Below are 19,349 nucleotides of genomic sequence, written 5' to 3' on the forward strand. Positions count from 1 at the left end.
AACCTGCTAGGTTCTCGTACCAAAGATTTTGTCACCGGCATCACCAAGCCCAGGGACTATATATCCTTTCTCATTTAAGTGGCTATCTAATGCTGCCGTGTATATTTCAACGTCAGGATGTGCTTTTTCCACCAGCTTTACTCCCTCAGGCGCAGCCACCAGCACAATTGCTCTGATCTCTTTTGAACCGGCTTTTTTTAGCATGTCGATAGTAGCAATCAGTGAGCCACCCGTTGCCAGCATTGGATCAATAACTAATGCAAGTCTGGCATCGATATTGCCCACCAACTTCTCAAAATAAGGCACAGGCTCAAGTGTTTCTTCGTTACGCTGTAAACCCACAACACTTACTTTAGCTGCTGGGATCAACTGCAGTATGCCATCTAGCATTCCCAAACCGGCTCTTAAAATTGGCACCAAGGTGATCTTTTTGCCTGTCAGCCTTTTAACTGTTAATTCGTTACCATCCCAAGCAGAGATGACCTGATCGCTCAACGTCAAATCTTTTGTTGCTTCGTAAGTGAGTAAGTTGCCAACTTCTGAGACAATTTCGCGAAAGTTTTTGGTTGATATACCCTGCTCTCGCAAGAGTCCAAGTTTATGCTGAACTAATGGGTGATCAATTACATGTAATGCCATGGCTGCGTATCCTTATAAACTGCTAAAGAAATCTTCTGGTTTATGCCTTACTGGCTTTGCACACTGCACCGTAGGCGTACCTAAATAAAGATAGCCAACAATTTCATCTTTTTCAGCGAGACCAAGTTGCTTTTTCACTTCTAGACTCTGAGCAAAGTAGCCAGTTCGCCATACACCAGACAACCCCTGTGCAAAAGCGGCTTGCTGCATAGCAAGTACACTACAACCGGCACTTTGAATTTGCTCAATACGAGGCACTTTTGGATGTTCTTGATAAGGAGATATTGCGATGATCAACATTGGCGCGCGCTCTGGTAGCTGTCTCGCTCTATCGATTACTCGTTGCTCTTGCTGCTCTTTCACCGCCGCTTGATAGTAGATTTCACCTAGCTTTTCGCGGCCTTTTTCTTCTACTGTAATAAATCTAAACGGTGTTAAGCCACCATGATCTGGCACTTTTAGTGCTGCTTTTTTAATGATTTCTAACTGAGCTGGACTAGGTCCAGGAAAAGACAGATTGCTATCTGACTGGCGTGTTAAGAGTAATTCTATGGCGTCCATTAACTCATCCCGTGTTGCGCCTTCAAAATGGCCGTGAATTATACCAATTTGACTTATTATGTGTCTCGAAATAGAGCACCTATCTAATCAAATTGGTATTACGTGGCTTGTAGTCTATCATTTTCCCTTAAATTCGACCACGCGACATCACGGATTTCTGGATAGCATCCTTGCAATATTTCGTTTTACTCTGGAAGTAAATGGCGTTGTTTTCTATCAATAAGTAACCTCAACCAATAGTCAACACTGACATAACGTCCACCACCGGTAAAAAATAGTGAAAGTAGTAATACAAAGTAAGTTGCCGCAAATTCAATTCCATTATTTAAAATAACAATATTGCCTCTTTCATAGAGATAATTTGGTCTGCCATTTTCTTCGACTATCTCTTTAATTGAATCCAGACGTTGCTTTGCTGCTACGCTATTTTCTAGGCTCACTTTAGCTTCTTCAAAGCCTAGCCAATCTAGTACTTTAGCCGCGCTGGTGTCTGGATTTGTTGGTGTAACCGAAAACCAGCCATGCTCCAAATGCACCGTCGTTGCAGCAACAACCATAGTCACCATGAGCGGAATTGATACTAAGCGTGTAAGCAAGCCGAATAAAATTAACCAACCACCTAAAAACTCCGTCCATGCGGCTAGAAAGGCAAGCAAGTCAGGAAAAGGCAGACCTAAGCCCCATTCACTATTACCAAACCATGCGACGATATTGGGATCGGCGAGGAGGCGTTGTAAAAATGTCGCGTCCGGATTAGACAAATTTAATTTATTGTAACCTGCAATGATCATAACGGGCGCAAGAATAAGGCGCATGAGTAATGGCGCGATACCAGAAAAATGTTGAGATAAATGTTGTAGTTGCCGATACGGCTTTAGTAGGTTGGCAAGCATATGCGGTCCATAGTTGATGTTTGAATTATCAGTATAGACCGCAGATTGGGTTGGGTTATTTCGTTAGATCTTTCTTGCTACTTGAAGTGCCTCTGCAATCGCTCGCTTAGCATCAATCGCTGCAGCCAGTTTGGCCCCACCGATAACGTGCTGATTCTCAGGTAGTGCCTCTTTATCGAACAAGCTATCGTTAGAAACTTGTCCAATACAAGCAATGACCGTATCGACATCTAACAGTTGCTCTTCACCTGCAACTCTTACAGTCAAACCTTGATTATCAAAGCTGATATATTCGCATTCTGCAATTTGTTGAACATTGTGGTGTTTTGCAACCGCTCTGTGGATCCAACCGGTGGTCTTACCTAAGTCTTTACCAAAACGTCCTTCAGAGCGTTTTAACATATAAATCGGCCTTTGCTCTTGTGAAGGCTGCGCTTCGCATTCTATTCCCCATTGAGATTTAAAATCAGGGATCGTTTGTTCTCGCTGTTCAGTTAAAAACGCTACCATGTCAAAGCCAATACCACCGGCACCTAAAATAGCAATTTTATTGCCCAGTTCTACTTCACCTTTTATGACTTCGTCATAGGCAAACACACGTTTCCCATCTGCGCATTCAATTTTCGACATCCGTGGACTTACACCCGTTGCAAATACCACATCATCAAACGCGTTTGCCATTGTTTCTTCGTATGATGTATTTAGGCAAAGCTCAACGCCTAAGCGATTTATTTCGCTGACATAGTATTTAAGCGTATGTTGGAAGTCTTCTTTACCTGGTATTCGCATCGCTAAATTAAACTGACCACCAAGCTCGCTACCTTTATCAATTAACTTAACTTGGTGGCCTTTTTTGGCGAGATAGTAACTTACAGACAACCCAGCAGGTCCTGCCCCAACAACGAGTACTTGTTTTTTCCTTCGGGCACTCTGAAGTGGATAATCCAATTCAAATCCCGCTTGTGGATTCACCAAACATGTTGCTCGTTTGCCTTTAAATACATGGTCTAAACAACCCTGATTACAGCCGATGCAAATATTGATTTGCTCTGAGCGCTGCTCTTGATATTTGTTAAAGAATTCAGGATCAGCCAGCAACGGACGCGCCATAGAAATAAGGTCGGCATCACCTTTGGCTAAAATGTCATTAGCAAGATCTGGCGTGTTAATCCTATTTACTGCTACAACAGGTATATCAACGGCTTGTTTTAATCTGTGTGACGCTTCACGATAGGCACCTGGAGGCACCATCGACGCAATTGTTGGAACGCGCGCCTCATGCCAACCAATACCGGTGTTAAGAATATCCACACCTGCCGCGACCAAAGCTTTGGCTTGAAGCACAACTTCTTCTGGAGTTGAGCCATTTGGGATTAAGTCCATGACCGACAGGCGAAAAACGATAATGAACTTATCGCTCACTTTCGCTCTAACCGCTTTTACAATATCTGTTGCCAATCGCATTCTGTTTTCTAAGCTACCACCATAGTCATCAGTGCGCTTATTGGTATGACCCGCCATAAACTCATTGATTAAATAGCCCTCTGAGCCCATGATCTCCACACCATCGTAGCCTGCTTTTTCGGCCAACTTAGCTGAGTGAGCAAAGTCTTTAATCGTACCTTTGATGGCACTTAAGCTCATTGCTTTTGGTTTATACGGATTAATCGGTGCTTTGATCGCACTAGGTGCAGTGTTGAATGGATGATAAGCATAGCGCCCAGCATGTAGTAACTGTAGACAAATTTTGCCGCCGTGTTTATGTACTACCTCGGTGTATGCTTTGTGTTTAATTACATCGTATAACGAGTTAAAAGAAGAAGAAATTGGTGTCAACTTACCACGTAGGTTTGGACTGTAACCACCAGTTACGATCAGGCCCACTCCACCTCTTGCTCGTTCTTCATAAAATGCAGCGAGCCGCTTTCGGTTGTGCCACCCTTCTTCAAGCCCGGTATGCATTGATCCCATTACCAAGCGATTTCGCAAACTGGTATGTTTAAGTTGTAGTTCTTGTTCTAACATTTGCCGCCCCACAAAACTGGTCTTACCTGTGAACATTAACGTTTTTTTATTATTTGGCAAGTCTTAAGAAGAAAGAAATTAACGAATTTGGCAGCATTGGCGATATTTCAATCATGAAAATACTTCGTTACGTTTTTCTATTATTCATGAAACTCGCTCTGATATATGATAAATGTATAGAGTTGTATTGAAGTTAAGCATAAGGGATCATTTTGAAACTGATAGCGAATATTTTTAAGGGCATTTGGGCCACACTGAACTTTTCTAGGCGATTAATTCTAAATCTGCTGTTTTTATTCATTCTTATCGCCATAGTGATAAGCATTGTATCTGGTGAGGATCAGGTTGAGGTCGAAAGTAAAAGCGTATTACGTTTAAACCTAAACGGTATCATAGTCGAACAATTGACCTATGTTGACCCAGTTGAGGCGGCCATGAGTGATGCTTTCGCCGATTCAGAAGAGCCAAGTGAAATTTTGTTAGATGATGTCATTGATGTTATCAATAAAGCAGCTCAAGATGACCGCATTACAGTGATGTATCTTGATTTACAACGTCTTCATAGCGCCCATCTCGACAAATTACGAGATATCAAAGACGCGCTCGCGCAATTCAAAGCAACAGGCAAAAAAATCTATGCTCACGGCGCTTATTACACTCAAGCTCAATATTATCTCGCCTCAGTAGCCGATGAAATTTCTCTACATCCTTACGGTGGGGTTAACATCACCGGTTTTGGCATGTACCCGCTGTATTTCAAAGAGGCGCTTGATAAGCTTAAAGTTACGCAGCATATTTTCCGCGTTGGTACATACAAGTCGGCCGTTGAACCTTATATTCGCAGCGATATGTCACCAGAAGCAAAAGAATCAAATCTTGGATGGATCACCCCGCTTTGGACACAATATAAAACAGAAGTAGCCGAAAACCGCGGTTTTGATGTGGCTAATTTTGATGAAACCTTCGCAGCATTAACAGACAAAATGGAAGCTGCACAAGGCGATTCCGCCAAATATGCTATCGACAACCAATGGGTCGATGCATTAACCACCAATCAAGCATTTGCTCAGAAACTGATCGATGAAGTTGGTCTTGATGCAAAGGGAAAATCTTTTAAACAGGTCTCGTTCAGTCAATATCTATCGACGTTACCGCCTAAAGAGTTTGCAGAAAATCCATTTACCGAGAAAGTCGCTGTGGTTGTTGCTAAAGGTCAAATCTCTGATGGCAAGCGTAAAGCGGGAGCTATTGGTGGCGATTCAACAGCAGCAGTACTTAAGAAGGCTCGCCTTAACGACAAAGTGAAAGCCGTCGTACTAAGAATTGACTCCGGCGGTGGTAGCATGTTTGCTTCTGAAACCATTCGTAATGAAGTTATTGCACTAAAGGCCGCAGGAAAACCCGTGATAGCATCAATGGGTTCTGTTGCAGCTTCCGGCGGTTATTGGATCGCGGCATCAGCTAATGAAATATGGGCATCGCCAAGTACGATCACCGGCTCTATTGGTGTATTTGGCATGATAATGACCTTTGAAAATGCAGCAAACTCATTAGGAATATACTCTGATGGTGTCGCGACAACCGAACTAAAAGGCCAATCTCCATTCAGAGGGATAGATGGTGGCTATAAAAATCTAATCCAAATGGGCGTTGAAGATGCCTATGATAAATTTATTTCCATGGTTGCAACCGAACGAAACCTTGATAAGTCAGCGGTTAATGAGGTTGCGCAAGGACGAGTATGGCTAGCAACTCAGGCGCTTGATTTTGGCCTAGTCGATAAGTTAGGTAACAAAAATGATGCCATTGAAGCGGCTGCAAGTCTTGCTAATTTAGAGATGTATGATGTTATCACTATTGAACAAACACTCACCGAGCAAGAAAAGCTGATGCAGCAATTATTTGGTGCGTCTATGGTGCAAAGTGCCATTAGTGCCCTTGTACCTGAGCAATCAATATTCGCAAAAACTGCATTAAATGCCCTAGACAGCGTTAGCAATACAATAGCACTACAAACTCAAATGTTAGGCCAGCTTAACGACCCTAACCATGTCTATACGCTTTGCTTAGTGTGTAACGTTTCACCTGAGTAAAATCGATTAAGCACTGCAATTGTGGTGCTGTAATTGTTATACTGAGCCCAGATTTTATTCTGGGCTTTTTTATGAAAAGAAAAAAAATATATATCGCCTATACCGGTGGTACCATTGGTATGAAGCAATCCAGTCGCGGTTACGTTCCGGTTGCGGGATATCTAACAGATACGGTAAAAAATAACGCTGAGTTTACTCGCGATGAAATGCCGCTTTTTGATATTCATGAATATTGCCCGTTAATTGATTCGTCAGATATGTCACCGCATCACTGGCAGCTTATCGCGGATGACATTCAATCAAAATATCACGACTACGATGGTTTTGTGGTGCTCCATGGCACAGATACCATGGCCTATACTGCCTCTGCGCTATCCTTTATGTTTGAGAACTTAACTAAACCTGTGATAGTGACCGGCTCTCAAATTCCGTTGTCACAACTGCGCTCTGATGGTCAAGTGAATCTGTTAAACGCGATGTATTTGGCTGCTAACTACCCTATCGCCGAAGTGAGTTTGTTTTTCAACAATAAACTTTACCGCGGTAATAGAGCAATCAAAGCTCATGCTGATGGCTTCGATGCATTCGCCTCTCCAAACCTTTCGCCGCTGGCACAAGCTGGGATCAATATTCAGCTGATCGAAGGGAAGCTAAGCCCTTACGTTGAGCAAAGCTTGCAAGTCACCAAGATTTCACCTCAACCTATCGCGGTAATGCATTTGTATCCTGGGATCTCAACAGAAATCCTTAAGAACCTAATGCGTGGTGAGATGAAAGCATTAATCTTATTGAGCTTTGGTGTTGGTAACGCGCCACAAGACGAGCATTTTTTAACTGAGCTTAAAGCAATCAGCGATCGCGGAGTGGTAATTATCAACCTCACCCAATGTATTCAAGGAAAAGTGAATATGGGCGGCTACGCGACAGGAAATGCGTTATTAAACTGTGGTGTGATCAGTGGCTACGATATGACACTAGAAGCGTGCTTAACAAAGCTACACTATTTATTTAGCCAGCAGCTTGAGCTAGAAACGATCCGCCATTTGATGCAAGACAATCTGCGCGGCGAGCTAACTCGATAGTAATCGATATCAATAAAGCGAAAAGTATCGCAACAAAAAAGCCGTGATATCTTCACCACGGCTTTTAAATCAGCTCGAACTACTCCGAACGTCGATTATTATCTAACTTTTGCTTCGATATCGACAAGATCAGTAAGGTGACAAGTTTCACCACTGTGTGTCTTTACACCGTGCTCACCAAAGTAATCACGCTGTGCTTGCACCAAGTGTCCGTTGCTTGGCGTGCTCAGTGTTGCAATATAAGTTTGCGTCGCAGCAAGCACTGGGAAAGACAAACCAGTCGCCACCGCTTTACCTGTAACACTACGTAGTGCAAGTGCAGGCTTCTCAAGTGAATCGATAAATTCAACACCTTCAGCAATATCGTCTAAGTAATCAGCTCGGATAATACAGCCCGCACGCCAGGTTTGTAGCGTTTTATTGAGATCTACTTTCCATTGGTGTGCACGAGACGCGCCCTTAATCAGTGCAAGACCTTGGCGGTAGCATAGCAAACTGGCAAAATAAAACGCATCTTTTAACTCGTCTAAATCAACCTCAATTGTTTGCGTTGATTTATTCGCATACGTCATTTCTTTTGCAGCTGGAGTATCAATAGTATTGGTGAGATGGCGAGCTTGTACCGCAGCCACAAGCGAAGGTACGGCAATACCAAGCTCCAGTGCGTTTTGCGCCGTCCAAAGGCCAGTGCCCTTAGCTCCTACCTTATTGTCGATAAGGTCGACTAAAGACTCGCCCTGATCTGTTTCTAGACTTAAAATGTGGCTAGAAATTGCAAGTAGATAACTATTTAATTTACCTTCAGACCAAGATTCAAAAATCTCAGCAACTTCTTTAGGAGAGCGACCGGTCCCCAAGCGTAGCAATTGATAAAGCTCGGCAATAAGCTGCATCAACGCATACTCAATACCATTGTGCACCATTTTAACAAAGTGACCGCTGGCCGATTGCCCTACACGCGCGAAACATGATTCGTTGTTGTAGCTCGCAGCAACTTTTTCGAACCAAGGCTCGATACGCTCCCAGCCACCTTCTGAACCACTTGCCATCATTGCAGGACCATGGCGTGCACCTTCGGCACCGCCAGAAATCCCCATAGTGGCAAACTCAAATTTATTCTGATATTTCAATTTACGTGCAATACCATCTTTGTAATTACTGTTACCACAGTCAACGATGATATCGTCTTTCTCAACTCCAGCTTCAACCAAATCGCTACAAACTTTATCTACTAGTTCACCTGCTGGAACGAGTAATAAAATCGAGCGAGGAGTCTCTAATCTTCTGATCATATCACCGAGATCAGACACTATGTGTAAGCGCTCCGCCATACCTAACGACTGTGCGCAACTCAATAATTCCGCACCTACTTCGGGGTTCTTGTCATAAGCGACTAAGGTCATCCCCTTCTCAATTAGATTTAGCGCGAGGTTTTTACCCATCACACCCAAACCAACTAATGCAACCTGCATTTAGTTTCCTCCTCGGTAACATCAAAACTTTATGCGTTCGTGTATGTGCATTATACCTGAGCGACCATGATTGACCAGCGAGACACACAATTCACTGGTATCATATCGGTCCCCAAAATATGACAGCTAACACAATTCACTGTATAGCAATATAGTGACAGCAGCACGAATTCACCAATTTTGTGATAAATCTCAAATGGTCCCCCTAAGCTGTAAGGTAGAATATTCGAGATTGACGGCCACTGACACCGGTGTCATAATGATGACATATAGATCATATAACTTAATTCGAGTGTTAAAAAGGGTTTTGCATAATTCTTTATGCTCTAATTAGTTAAATCGTGATTTTACAATGTGGCATGTGTAAAAAAACAGCAATTTTGATTTACTTTTAACACATTCATAAGTTTTTGCTTACCTTGATAAGCTAACAGGAGAATCTGATGCTTAGACGCACAAAAATCGTCGCAACACTGGGGCCAGCGACGGATAGAGATAACAACTTAGAAAAAATCATTCGTGCCGGCACCAACGTAGTCAGACTAAACTTTTCACACGGTGTAGCTCAAGATCACAAAAATAGAGCCGAAGCCGTTCGCGAAATTGCTAAACGCTTAGGTGTAAATGTAGCGATCCTTGCAGATTTGCAAGGTCCTAAAATCCGCGTTTCAACATTTAAAGAAGGCAAAGTGTTCTTAGAAGTGGGTGTAAAATTCACGCTCGATGCAAAAATGGAGCCTGGCCAAGGTCACGTTGAAGCCGTGGGTATCGACTATAAAGAATTACCGAATGACGTAAAACAAGGTGATTTGCTGTTATTAAACGATGGACTTATTCAGCTTGTTGTTGAAGAAGTACAAGGTCACTTGGTTCACACTAGTGTTAAAGTGGGCGGCGTATTGTCGAACAATAAAGGGATCAACCGTTTAGGCGGCGGCTTAACAGCACCTGCATTTACTGACAAAGACAAAGAAGATTTGATCACAGCAGCTGAAATTGGTGTGGATTATATTGCGGTTTCGTTCCCTCGCAGTGGTGACGACATGCGTTACGTTAGAGGATTGGCGGAGAAAGCAGGTTCTAATGCACAGTTACTTGCAAAAATCGAACGTGCAGAAGCGGTTGAAACCGTAGAAGCGATTGACGATATCGTATTGGCTTCTGATGCGGTGATGGTTGCCCGTGGTGATTTAGGTGTAGAAATTGGCGATGCCGCTCTTGTTGGTAAACAGAAGCAAATTATCAGCCGTGCCCGCTCACTAAACCGTACTGTGATCACTGCCACCCAAATGATGGAGTCAATGATTGACAACCCAATGCCAACACGTGCTGAAGTTATGGATGTTGCAAACGCAGTGCTTGATGGCACAGATGCGGTAATGCTTTCAGCAGAAACCGCTGCTGGTGATTATCCTGAGCAAACGGTCGCGGCAATGGCACGTGTGTGTTTAGGTGCTGAATCTCAACCGCAGATCCATATCTCTAAACATCGTTTAGACAGTCGTTTTGCTGATACCTGTGAAACTATCGCGCTGTCGGCAATGTACGCTGCGAACCATTTAGATTCAGTAAAGGCGATTGTCGCACTAACTGAATCGGGTAATACCGCAAAATTAATGTCTCGTATCAGTTCTGGATTGCCTATTTACGCACTGTCTCGCCATCAATCAACACTTGGGCAGGCATCACTCTATCGTGGTGTATATCCGGTAAGATTTGACTCGACGCAATGCTCAGATGATTCAACTGTTCGCGAAGCGCTTGATACGCTAGTTGCTGCTGGCTCATTGGAAAAAGGCGACACAGTGATCATCACACACGGTGATAAGATGGAAACTATCGGCGCCAGTAACACGCTGAAAATCGTCACAGTGTAAAAGCGTTGAACTAGGTAGCCTTGCTGCCTAGTTCATCTTTCCTTAGAATACTCTAAAGTGTACAAGCACATAAAATACACTACGTCACCGTAGGCTAAACACGGCGCAAATCACTTTAGCTCGCGCTTTTATTAGCTTGCGAGTGCGGCCTTTACTTTGTCACGGTAACTACGGCTGACTTTAAGCTCTTGACCATTCTCAAGTACCAATAAATACTCGCCACTGCTTTGTGTGACTAGTTTACTAATCTGCTTAGTATTAACAATTGCAGAGCGATGTACGCGCACAAATAACGTTGGATCTAACTCTTGTTCTAGATCTTTCATTGTTTTACGTAAAATATGAGTCTGACCATCGCTACAGTGTAAGCACATATAGTCACCGGCTGCATCAATCCACTGAATTGACGATGTCGAAACTCGAATGATTTCACCCTGCTCTTTTACTGCGAGCGACTCTGGGAATTTTTTATCTTCAATTGTATCTCCTGTTGCAAGTTTTTTAAGGATTTCTTCACAGTTATTACCAGTGATCCCTGCAACAAAGCTGGCTAGCTTTTTCTTATGCGCATTGTCTTGTTGTGTTTTTAAATAGCTTTGCACTTTCTCCACCGCCTGTTTTAATCTGTTGTCATCAACGGGTTTTAAGATGTAATCCAGCGCATGGATCTCAAATGCCTTTACAGCATATTGGTCGAACGCGGTTACAAATACGATAGCAGGCAATGGTTTAACACTTTCACTCAGCGCTCTCGCTACTTCAAAGCCATTCATGTTCGGCATTTGAATATCGAGAAAGACCAGATCTATGTCCTCAGATTTGCATAGATCGATTGCTTGTTGACCACTGCCACACAATTCTACAACTTCAATTTCAGAAAAATCTCTTAACCTTACCGCTAGCCCTTTTCTCGCTAACGGTTCATCATCTACGATTAGTGTTCTAATTTTGCTCATTACTTCTTCGCCCTTTCATATGGAACGCGAATGTTTACCTTCAAACCAGTTGGCTCATTATCCGAGAGCACAAATGAATAGTTGTTTTCGTACAAGGTTTTTAAACGGTCTTTGGTATTCGCTAAACCCACTCCCTGTGCACTTTTCAGTTGCCCATCTTCCAATTCTGCGCCAGGACCATTGTCTCCTACTTCCAAGAGTAGTTCATTGGCAAACACCTGCGCTTTTATTTCAATTTTGCCGCCATGCTCCATATGGGCAATTGCGTATTTAATGCTGTTTTCAATGAGTGGTTGTAGGATCAAGCTAGGTACCAACGCCTGTTCAGCCTCTTCTGTCACATCAAGCTCAATAGATAAGCGCTCATCAAAACGGACCTTTTCAATTTCTAAGTACAGTCTCAACGCATGTAACTCTTGCTCAAGCGGTACCTTTTTTATCGGATCTGTATTTAATGTATGGCGCAAGAAATCACTGAGCCTTGAGACCATTTGATTCGCATCTTTATTTTCTTCAACCAATATAAGCGTCGAAATTGCATTAAGGGTATTGAATAGAAAATGCGGATTCAGTTGATAACGCAACATTTTCAATTGCGCTTCATGGGCCATAGTATTGGCTTTCAACGCCTTTTGACGCTCACTTTGTAACAACTGGTAATACTTAATACCAAAATACAGCCCACTCCAACAGAGTATGATATAGACAGAGTCTAGTCCCTGCTGTAAGTAATAAAACCATTCATCAGGTCTATACCCGTGACGATAAATTTCCCAATGATTAAACTTCTGAACGACCGCCCATAGTGTTCCAGTTACATATGACGCCGTAAACACAACGAATATCAGCACCAACGGTGTTGCATTCCAAATTTTACGATAGAGGTATCGTAGCGGTACGGTCATCAAACAACCTGCGTAGGCATTTAAAGCGATGACAAATACATAAATATCCCGCATTTCAAAGACTTTTGAGCCAATATAGTTAACTAGCGCGTAGCCCAGCCAACCAGCTATTTGTAATACCCAGAAAAATCTCTGCCTGTTATCAACCAGTGATTGCCACTTCAAAATGATTATACCTCTTCTATCTTAACTGGATTATATCTCAGCATGTCGTCTCTATTCACTGCTGGTGGTCTCAGTTTTTACACGCCCTGCCGCAAATAAAAAAGGCACCTCAGTGCCTTTTTTTGAAATAAATTAACCAGTTAATTTATCTTCATCTATTCAAACTGTCGCTCTTAAGCAAGCTTGTCAGATGCCACTTTATAGGTAGGATCTGCTTGGCCGTCTAGCTCAACGAGATCTTTAGCCTTACTTAGCAGTACTTTACAGTCTTGGCTCAAGTGGCGAAGATGAAGCGTTTTACCAGCCTTTTTATAACGTTCAGCTAGCGTATCTATTGCTTCAATTGCACTATGATCGGCAACACGACTATGTTTAAATTCTACAATGATGTCGTTTGGATCATTATTAACGTCAAACAGCTCTGCAAAGTTTTTCACCGACCCAAAAAATAGAGGTCCGTGTAATTCGTACACTTTTGAGCCTTGCTCATCAATATAATTATTGGTGTAAATATGTTTCGCATGCTCCCACGCAAATACCAGTGCCGAAACAATGACACCAACGCAAACTGCGATGGCCAAATCTGTAATCACTGTAACCCCCGACACCAAGACGATTACAAATGCATCTGATTTAGGGATCTTTCTAATTAATCTAAAACTTGACCATTCAAAAGTCCCCAATACCACCATAAACATTACACCAACTAACGCCGCTAGCGGGATCATCTCAATAAGGCTTGCTGCAAACAGAATAAATACAAGTAGTAATAATGCTGCTGTGATACCTGACAAACGGCTACGGCCACCAGAATTAATATTGATCATTGATTGCCCAATCATCGCACAGCCACCCATCGCACCAAACACACCACAAGTAACATTAGCCGCACCTTGGCCGATACATTCGCGGTTACTGTGACCACGTGTTTCGGTGATTTCGTCGATTAGCGTGAGCGTTAATAAAGATTCAATCAAACCAATCGCCGCTAGGATAAGCGCGTATGGGAAGATAATTTTAAATGTTTCAAATGTCCAAGGAACTTCTGGAATATGGAAAGCAGGAAAACCACCGGCAATCGTTGCATCTACGTTACCTGACATATCTTTCAGATAATCAAGCACATTACGAGCGTCTAAATCTAAACCAATAACAATACCAGTTACCACTAAAATTGCCGCTAGGCTAGACGGAACTGCAGTTGTTAGCTTTGGTAGAAAGTGAATGATGGCCATAGTCAATGCTACCAAGCCCACCATCACATAAAGGGTTTCCCCTTGCATCCAAGTCAGCTCACCTTCACTATTAAGTACTTTGAACTGACCAAGTTGCGCAAGAAAGATAACGATGGCTAAACCATTCACAAAGCCTAGCATCACAGGGTGCGGTACCATACGTATAAACTTGCCAAGTTTAAATATACCTGCGAGTATTTGTAAGAGCCCCATGAGTAATACAGTTGCAAAAAGATACTCGACACCATGATCAATAACGAGACTCACCATTACCACGGCAAGAGCCCCTGTTGCACCCGAGATCATACCCGGCCTACCACCAAAGATTGAAGTCACAAGACCGACAATAAATGCTGCATATAAACCGACTAATGGGTCTACTTGTGCAACAAAAGCGAAAGCCACAGCCTCAGGCACAAGTGCCAAAGCGACCGTAAGCCCAGACAGTACATCGTTTTTAGCAGAGCTAGGCGCTTTGCTGATAAGATTAAACATCAATATCCTCTGGTGTGAATTGACTATGAACACAAAGGCGGCGGATTTTAGCAAAAAGCAGCGCCTTTAACAAATAAGATACAAGCCTGTATCACAAACTCGCTTGCAATACATAACTTAATAAAGCGGTCTGTATTGTAGTATAGAACAATGGTGAAAAGATGACGGGAAGCCCTACCAACGAGCAGGGCAACAAATTGCATTAAAGTGGTAAGGAAGTGCTGCGCTTAACGCAAGTCATTGTAACATTTGAATGTACTTCTTGGACGAACTCTAAATTAAGTAAGTTATCACGAACAAATTGCTCATAACCTTCAATGCCTTTCGAAATGATACGCAACATAAAGTCCATGGTGCCTGCCATAGAGTAGCACTCTGTCACTTCGTCATAACTTAAGATCAATTTTTCAAACTCGGCAAGGTTGTTGCGGCCATGGTTTGAAAGCCTAACATGCGCATAAACCAACATATCAAATCCGAGTTTCTTCTCATCCAGCAATGCAACTTTGCCTTTGATGTAGCCGTCTTGCTCTAATTTAGCGATGCGACGCCAACAAGGTGACTGAGATAGCCCTACTTTATCAGCGATTTCAGCGGTAGAAAGACTTGCGTCTTGCTGTAACAATGCCAGTATCTGGCGATCTACTTGGTTTAATGACATATCTATTCTAGTTTAATTAGCACACCAGTCTATTAACCGATGCTGATTGTTATTCCCTGAAGCATAGCAAATAAAAAAATGCACATCACTACTATGCCACTTCCACTATATCTAACCAAATCGGCCACTCATAAAAGGATTTGTCGCCTTTTCGAAGCCAATTGAGGTATTTTCACCATGGCCAGAATGCACCACGACCTCATCAGGCAAAGTAAACAGCTTATCTTGTATAGACTGTTTTAGTTGGGCTGCATCGCCTTTTGGAAAGTCAGTACGACCAACAGAGCCTTTAAACAACACATCTCCTACTAAGACCTGTTTTGAGCTTGGTTCATAAAAAACCACATGCCCCGGAGTATGCCCTGGACAATGTCTGACTTCGAGTGCGAGGTTCCCCACTTTAACCTTATCCCCATCATTTAACCACTTAGATGGTAAAAAAGCTTCATGATTAGGAAAACCAAACATCTGTGATTGCATTGGCAAGGCTTCCAGCCAAAATTGGTCGCTCTGATGAGGCCCGATAATCTCGATATTAAAATGCTCACTTAATACTGTACTTGCTCCCACATGATCAAGGTGCGCGTGGGTAAGCAAAATCATGCTTGGCGCTACCCCTTGTGTGTTCAACTGCGCAATAATTTTTTCCGCTTCACCACCTGGGTCTACAATTGCAGCGGCTTGTGTTTCTGGACACACAATGACACGACAATTTTGCATAAATGGTGTAACTGGAATGGTAAACACTTGCATGGTTAGTTTGCTCCAAACGACATCAAAACAGGATATTTAAGATACGCTTTATCATAAAACGGCGTTCTTGCATAAAGCCACTCCATCCGCGCTTTTGGATCGTTTGCAAACTGCTTGTCTTCACGTATTTTTTTATCAAAGGCTAATGCCATAGCTGGATTTTGTTTTAGCATTTTTCGTGCAAAAGGTTCAAGTGCATAATTTTCAACATATTCTGTACGTTGGAAGATAGTATTGAACTCCCCCCAAGCAAAAAATGAGTCAGGCGCTTCTGGATGTAGTAAGTGAGTCACCAGCTCTCCAGATTTTTGCGCCGTTGCCACTTTATACCACCCACTGAGATCGACCTTATCTGAGAGCTCCTTAATGTCGAAAGTCGCATTCACTCTAAAGCGCCCTTCAAAAGGAGCAGTATCGAACTTGTAGTCTTTTACTGTAGCTTGACTTACTTTTTCCACTACCGTTCCATCTGGTAATGTAGAAACGGTTATTCCATGCAGTTTTAATTTTTCGACCACTTCAGGGTATGCGGGTGGAATGTAAAACTGCTCAGGTACATTCACCGCTGTTTTTACTTCCTTCTGCCAATAAATTGGCAGCTTCTCATAGTTTTGTGGCTCGCCTACGTACTTAGCTTCCAAATGACCAGACAATGCACTTTCAAACTGCTTGTATTGGATGCCTTTAAATTGAATGTAGTCGGGCTCTTTTGCATAGCTGCGTTCAACTACCAATTGTTTAGGTGTGAATTCGGCCTCTTTTTGAACCGCTTCTCGTAATGCCTGAATATTGCTTGAGAGGCCACTGATAACGCCATCCATAAACACATAGGTGCCCAGTACACGCTGCTTATAGGGTTTCAATGAGTGATTTTCTACCAGTATAGTCGGCAGTCCCTTTAAATCTCCCCAACCATTTGAAAATCGCGGCGTTGCCACCCATCCAGCCAGCCCTTTTTTAAAGTCTCGTTTATCCATGACAAACACAAGTGGACCAGGAATATGTCCTTGAGCAGCAAGCGCGGCATTAATTTGTGGCGAAATCTGATTCTCTAACACCTCAGCTATTGCCGGTGACTCACTTGCAAAAGTCGGGTTAAAACCATAAGTGACATCGTATTGGTAGTCTGCGCCATCCGTTACATGAACATCAATGTACAGATCCGGATTGTATTCGTTAATTACCTGCATGACCGCCTTGACTCCTGGCGTGTCCAATTTAGTGTAATCACGATTCAGATTTAAGTTATTGGCATTGGTCCTAAAGCCCATAACAGTCGGACCGCGTTGATTTATACGGTTAAACTCACTGCGCCTTTCATGCCCATCGACGTTGAGAATAGGGATAAAGAGTAAATTCACTTTCGTCAAAATATCACGGCGCTTACCTGTTGCAACATCGCGAAGCAACATAAACATGGCATCTTTGCCGTCAATTTCTCCGGCATGAATACCAGCTTGTACTAAAATGGTTGGCTTACCATTATTAATAACATTTGATTTATCACCGCCCTGCTCCGTTGCAACAATCATCTTAATTGCGCGATTACTATTGCTAAACCCAATGGTCTCTAGCTTAAATTGGGTCGGATTGGCAGCCACTAGGCGGTCAACAAATGCCATCGTATCTGCGTAATTAGGAGAATCTATCGCACCGCTTAGTTCAAAATCAGTCGTTAATGGGCCCTGTTGTTGTAATAGTTGTTCGCTTTTGCCCTGCCACTCCATCAAGGGTGGTAAATGACCGTTCATACCTAGCATTGCAGTAAGCATAATAATGCTGGAACTCATCATATTTCTCTATTCCTCTGCTTTTATCTGCCAATTATATCAATATTTTAGATATCGGCTTACAATGTGCGGTGATTCAACAAAAATTTGCAGTTAATCGCAGATAACCATAACTTTAGGGATCAAATGAGCGTACAAAAATCAATTTTAATCACAGGTTGTTCTAGCGGGATTGGTTATTACTGCGCTGTGCAATTGTCAAAAGCAGGATATCAAGTTATTGCTTCGGTTAGAAATGCAAAAGACTTGAATAAATTTGAAGGCACAAACATTCAATGTATTCTGCTAGATTTAGCATGTGAGCAAAGTATAAACGATGGCTTTAACCAAGCTTTGACAATCGCAAATGGTCAGCTAGACGCCTTATTCAATAACGGAGCCTACGGCCAACCTGGTGCGGTAGAAGACCTGCCTACAGACGTGTTACGGCAACAATTTGAAGTTAATTTTTTTGGCTGGCATACGCTCACCTGTCTCGCAGTTGAGCAAATGCGTAAGCAAGGCGCAGGCCGCATTGTTCATAACTCATCCGTGCTTGGATTAGTCGCACTGCCATATCGCGGCGCCTATAACGCGAGCAAATTTGCACTTGAAGGACTTACCGATACCCTACGCATGGAGCTTTCAGGTAGCAATATTCAAGTTAGCCTAATAGAGCCAGGTCCAATCGTGTCTAAATTTAGAGAAAACGCGAAACACGCCTTTTTAGCGAATATCGATCACGAAAATAGCGTACATCGCAATGCATATCAGGCGCAGCTTAACCGCTTAAGCTCAGAAGAAGCTCCGCAAAAATTCACTTTGGGGCCAGAAGCTGTTTATAAAGTGCTGCAACACGCGCTGAGTGCTAAGACTGCAAAGCCAAGATATTACGTCACGTTTCCGACCTATTTGATGGGATACTTGAAACGAATATTGAGCAGTAAGATGCTGGATAAAATCTTAATAAAAAACCGCTAACGTTAGAGTTTATAACGAATATAAAACTAAAAAAGGAGCCAAAGGCTCCTTTTCAATACCAGTTCTAGTCCTAAGACTAATTCTAGTTCCGCTTATTAAGCAGCTAGACCATCTTTTGCTTTAGCAACTAGTGCTGCGAAAGCTACTTGGTCGTATACTGCGATATCAGCTAAGATCTTACGATCAATTTCAATCGATGACTTTTTAAGGCCATTGATGAAACGGCTGTAAGAAAGACCATTTTGACGTGCAGCTGCGTTGATACGAGCAATCCATAGTTGACGGAAAGTACGTTTCTTAGCACGACGGTCACGGTAAGCATATTGACCAGCTTTAGTTACCGCTTGGAAAGCTACGCGGTAAACGCGTGAACGCGCTCCATAGTAACCTTTAGCTTGCTTTAATACTTTTTTGTGACGTGCACGTGCAACTACGCCGCGTTTAACTCTTGCCATTTCTGATATCCTCTATTAAGCGAATGGTAACATACGATCGATTAGGCCTAGGTCATTCTTATGAACCATAGACTTAGCACGAAGGTGTAATTTACGCTTTGAAGATTTCTTAGTCAGAATGTGACGAAGATGCGACTGTTTACGCTTGTAACCGCCAGAAGCAGTCTTTTTGAAGCGCTTAGCAGCACCTCTGTGTGATTTTAGCTTATAAGCCATTTGCAATAACTCCGAATGATATTGCTTTAACACAATGTAAGTAGGCGGAGATAAACTCACTTGTAGGCCTAGCTTACTACCTAAAACCGGTGAAGGATCAATACCTTACTTTAAAA

Annotated in this window: 17 protein-coding genes; 4 read left to right on the top strand and 13 right to left on the bottom strand. The window is 42.7% G+C overall.

Features of this window, described 5'->3' with window-relative positions; genetic code table 11:
- Positions 1 to 6: 6 nt before the first annotated feature.
- The 4 genes from upp to GSF13_RS15215 form a co-directional block, all read right to left on the bottom strand.
- A complete protein-coding gene (upp, locus tag GSF13_RS15200) occupies positions 7 to 639 on the bottom strand; it encodes a uracil phosphoribosyltransferase (protein ID WP_211866136.1) in 633 nt (210 codons plus the stop codon).
- A gap of 12 nt (positions 640 to 651) precedes the next feature.
- On the bottom strand, positions 652 to 1,200 hold the full coding sequence (locus GSF13_RS15205) for an NAD(P)H nitroreductase (protein ID WP_211866138.1): 549 nt from the start codon (positions 1,198 to 1,200) through the stop codon (positions 652 to 654).
- A 185-nt stretch (positions 1,201 to 1,385) separates the two neighbouring features.
- On the bottom strand, positions 1,386 to 2,093 hold the full coding sequence (locus GSF13_RS15210; protein ID WP_211866140.1) for a DoxX family protein: 708 nt from the start codon (positions 2,091 to 2,093) through the stop codon (positions 1,386 to 1,388).
- 63 nt (positions 2,094 to 2,156) lie between these two features.
- Positions 2,157 to 4,118, bottom strand: a complete 1,962-nt coding sequence (locus GSF13_RS15215; RefSeq protein ID WP_211866142.1) for an NADPH-dependent 2,4-dienoyl-CoA reductase — start codon at positions 4,116 to 4,118, stop codon at positions 2,157 to 2,159.
- Positions 4,119 to 4,330: 212 nt separating this feature from the next.
- On the opposite strand from GSF13_RS15215, the gene sppA reads away from it, so the two are divergent.
- Both sppA and ansA read left to right on the top strand, forming a co-directional pair.
- On the top strand, positions 4,331 to 6,211 hold the full coding sequence (gene sppA, locus GSF13_RS15220) for a signal peptide peptidase SppA (RefSeq protein ID WP_211866144.1): 1,881 nt from the start codon (positions 4,331 to 4,333) through the stop codon (positions 6,209 to 6,211).
- A gap of 71 nt (positions 6,212 to 6,282) precedes the next feature.
- Positions 6,283 to 7,293: an asparaginase gene (gene ansA / locus GSF13_RS15225; RefSeq protein WP_010376991.1), complete on the top strand. Its 1,011-nt coding sequence runs from the start codon at positions 6,283 to 6,285 to the stop codon at positions 7,291 to 7,293.
- Between the two features lie 98 nt (positions 7,294 to 7,391).
- Here ansA and gndA read toward each other — a convergent pair whose 3' ends face one another.
- Complete coding sequence (gene gndA / locus GSF13_RS15230) at positions 7,392 to 8,765, bottom strand: NADP-dependent phosphogluconate dehydrogenase (protein WP_174168812.1); 1,374 nt, start codon at positions 8,763 to 8,765, stop codon at positions 7,392 to 7,394.
- A 443-nt stretch (positions 8,766 to 9,208) separates the two neighbouring features.
- Here gndA and pyk point away from each other — a divergent pair, with 443 nt between their 5' ends.
- Entirely contained in the window at positions 9,209 to 10,642 is a 1,434-nt protein-coding gene (gene pyk, locus GSF13_RS15235) for a pyruvate kinase (protein ID WP_102056869.1), read from the top strand.
- Positions 10,643 to 10,773: 131 nt separating this feature from the next.
- Here pyk and GSF13_RS15240 read toward each other — a convergent pair whose 3' ends face one another.
- The 6 genes from GSF13_RS15240 to GSF13_RS15265 all read right to left on the bottom strand — a co-directional run bounded on the left by GSF13_RS15240 (position 10,774) and on the right by GSF13_RS15265 (position 17,602).
- Positions 10,774 to 11,598, bottom strand: coding sequence for a LytTR family DNA-binding domain-containing protein (locus tag GSF13_RS15240; RefSeq protein ID WP_010376983.1), 825 nt, complete (start codon positions 11,596 to 11,598; stop codon positions 10,774 to 10,776).
- Positions 11,598 to 12,668, bottom strand: coding sequence for a histidine kinase (locus tag GSF13_RS15245; RefSeq protein ID WP_010604863.1), 1,071 nt, complete (start codon positions 12,666 to 12,668; stop codon positions 11,598 to 11,600). The genes GSF13_RS15240 and GSF13_RS15245 overlap by 1 nt, the downstream gene beginning before the upstream one ends.
- A gap of 173 nt (positions 12,669 to 12,841) precedes the next feature.
- Positions 12,842 to 14,398 carry a SulP family inorganic anion transporter gene (locus tag GSF13_RS15250; RefSeq protein ID WP_211866146.1) on the bottom strand — a complete coding sequence of 519 codons (1,557 nt, stop codon included), beginning with the start codon at positions 14,396 to 14,398 and terminating at the stop codon, positions 12,842 to 12,844.
- Between the two features lie 202 nt (positions 14,399 to 14,600).
- Entirely contained in the window at positions 14,601 to 15,059 is a 459-nt protein-coding gene (locus GSF13_RS15255) for an Lrp/AsnC family transcriptional regulator (RefSeq protein ID WP_010376979.1), read from the bottom strand.
- Between the two features lie 111 nt (positions 15,060 to 15,170).
- Entirely contained in the window at positions 15,171 to 15,812 is a 642-nt protein-coding gene (locus GSF13_RS15260) for an MBL fold metallo-hydrolase (RefSeq protein ID WP_010604865.1), read from the bottom strand.
- Positions 15,813 to 15,814: 2 nt separating this feature from the next.
- Positions 15,815 to 17,602 carry a M14 family metallopeptidase gene (locus GSF13_RS15265; protein ID WP_211869035.1) on the bottom strand — a complete coding sequence of 596 codons (1,788 nt, stop codon included), beginning with the start codon at positions 17,600 to 17,602 and terminating at the stop codon, positions 15,815 to 15,817.
- Between the two features lie 126 nt (positions 17,603 to 17,728).
- Here GSF13_RS15265 and GSF13_RS15270 point away from each other — a divergent pair, with 126 nt between their 5' ends.
- Positions 17,729 to 18,562: an SDR family oxidoreductase gene (locus GSF13_RS15270; protein ID WP_211866148.1), complete on the top strand. Its 834-nt coding sequence runs from the start codon at positions 17,729 to 17,731 to the stop codon at positions 18,560 to 18,562.
- A 95-nt stretch (positions 18,563 to 18,657) separates the two neighbouring features.
- Here the strand turns inward: GSF13_RS15270 and rplT are convergent, their stop codons facing one another.
- Positions 18,658 to 19,017 (bottom strand): 50S ribosomal protein L20, encoded by a 360-nt coding sequence (rplT, locus tag GSF13_RS15275; RefSeq protein WP_010376973.1) that lies wholly within the window; start codon positions 19,015 to 19,017, stop codon positions 18,658 to 18,660.
- A 15-nt stretch (positions 19,018 to 19,032) separates the two neighbouring features.
- Positions 19,033 to 19,233 (bottom strand): 50S ribosomal protein L35, encoded by a 201-nt coding sequence (gene rpmI, locus GSF13_RS15280; protein WP_010604868.1) that lies wholly within the window; start codon positions 19,231 to 19,233, stop codon positions 19,033 to 19,035.
- Between the last annotated feature and the right edge of the window lie 116 nt (positions 19,234 to 19,349).

Source organism: Pseudoalteromonas sp. M8 (assembly GCF_018141365.1).
Taxonomy (GTDB): Bacteria; Pseudomonadota; Gammaproteobacteria; order Enterobacterales; family Alteromonadaceae; genus Pseudoalteromonas.

Bases quoted from the DNA above. Each gene is read 5' to 3' on its own strand.
- upp (WP_211866136.1), bottom strand. From the start codon at position 639: ATGGCATTACATGTAATTGATCACCCATTAGTTCAGCATAAACTTGGA.
- GSF13_RS15205 (WP_211866138.1), bottom strand. From the start codon at position 1,200: ATGGACGCCATAGAATTACTCTTAACACGCCAGTCAGATAGCAATCTG.
- GSF13_RS15210 (WP_211866140.1), bottom strand. From the start codon at position 2,093: ATGCTTGCCAACCTACTAAAGCCGTATCGGCAACTACAACATTTATCT.
- GSF13_RS15215 (WP_211866142.1), bottom strand. From the start codon at position 4,118: ATGTTAGAACAAGAACTACAACTTAAACATACCAGTTTGCGAAATCGC.
- ansA (WP_010376991.1), top strand. From the start codon at position 6,283: ATGAAAAGAAAAAAAATATATATCGCCTATACCGGTGGTACCATTGGT.
- gndA (WP_174168812.1), bottom strand. From the start codon at position 8,765: ATGCAGGTTGCATTAGTTGGTTTGGGTGTGATGGGTAAAAACCTCGCG.
- pyk (WP_102056869.1), top strand. From the start codon at position 9,209: ATGCTTAGACGCACAAAAATCGTCGCAACACTGGGGCCAGCGACGGAT.
- GSF13_RS15240 (WP_010376983.1), bottom strand. From the start codon at position 11,598: ATGAGCAAAATTAGAACACTAATCGTAGATGATGAACCGTTAGCGAGA.
- GSF13_RS15250 (WP_211866146.1), bottom strand. From the start codon at position 14,398: ATGTTTAATCTTATCAGCAAAGCGCCTAGCTCTGCTAAAAACGATGTA.
- GSF13_RS15255 (WP_010376979.1), bottom strand. From the start codon at position 15,059: ATGTCATTAAACCAAGTAGATCGCCAGATACTGGCATTGTTACAGCAA.
- GSF13_RS15260 (WP_010604865.1), bottom strand. From the start codon at position 15,812: ATGCAAGTGTTTACCATTCCAGTTACACCATTTATGCAAAATTGTCGT.
- GSF13_RS15265 (WP_211869035.1), bottom strand. From the start codon at position 17,602: ATGAGTTCCAGCATTATTATGCTTACTGCAATGCTAGGTATGAACGGT.
- GSF13_RS15270 (WP_211866148.1), top strand. From the start codon at position 17,729: ATGAGCGTACAAAAATCAATTTTAATCACAGGTTGTTCTAGCGGGATT.
- rplT (WP_010376973.1), bottom strand. From the start codon at position 19,017: ATGGCAAGAGTTAAACGCGGCGTAGTTGCACGTGCACGTCACAAAAAA.
- rpmI (WP_010604868.1), bottom strand. From the start codon at position 19,233: ATGGCTTATAAGCTAAAATCACACAGAGGTGCTGCTAAGCGCTTCAAA.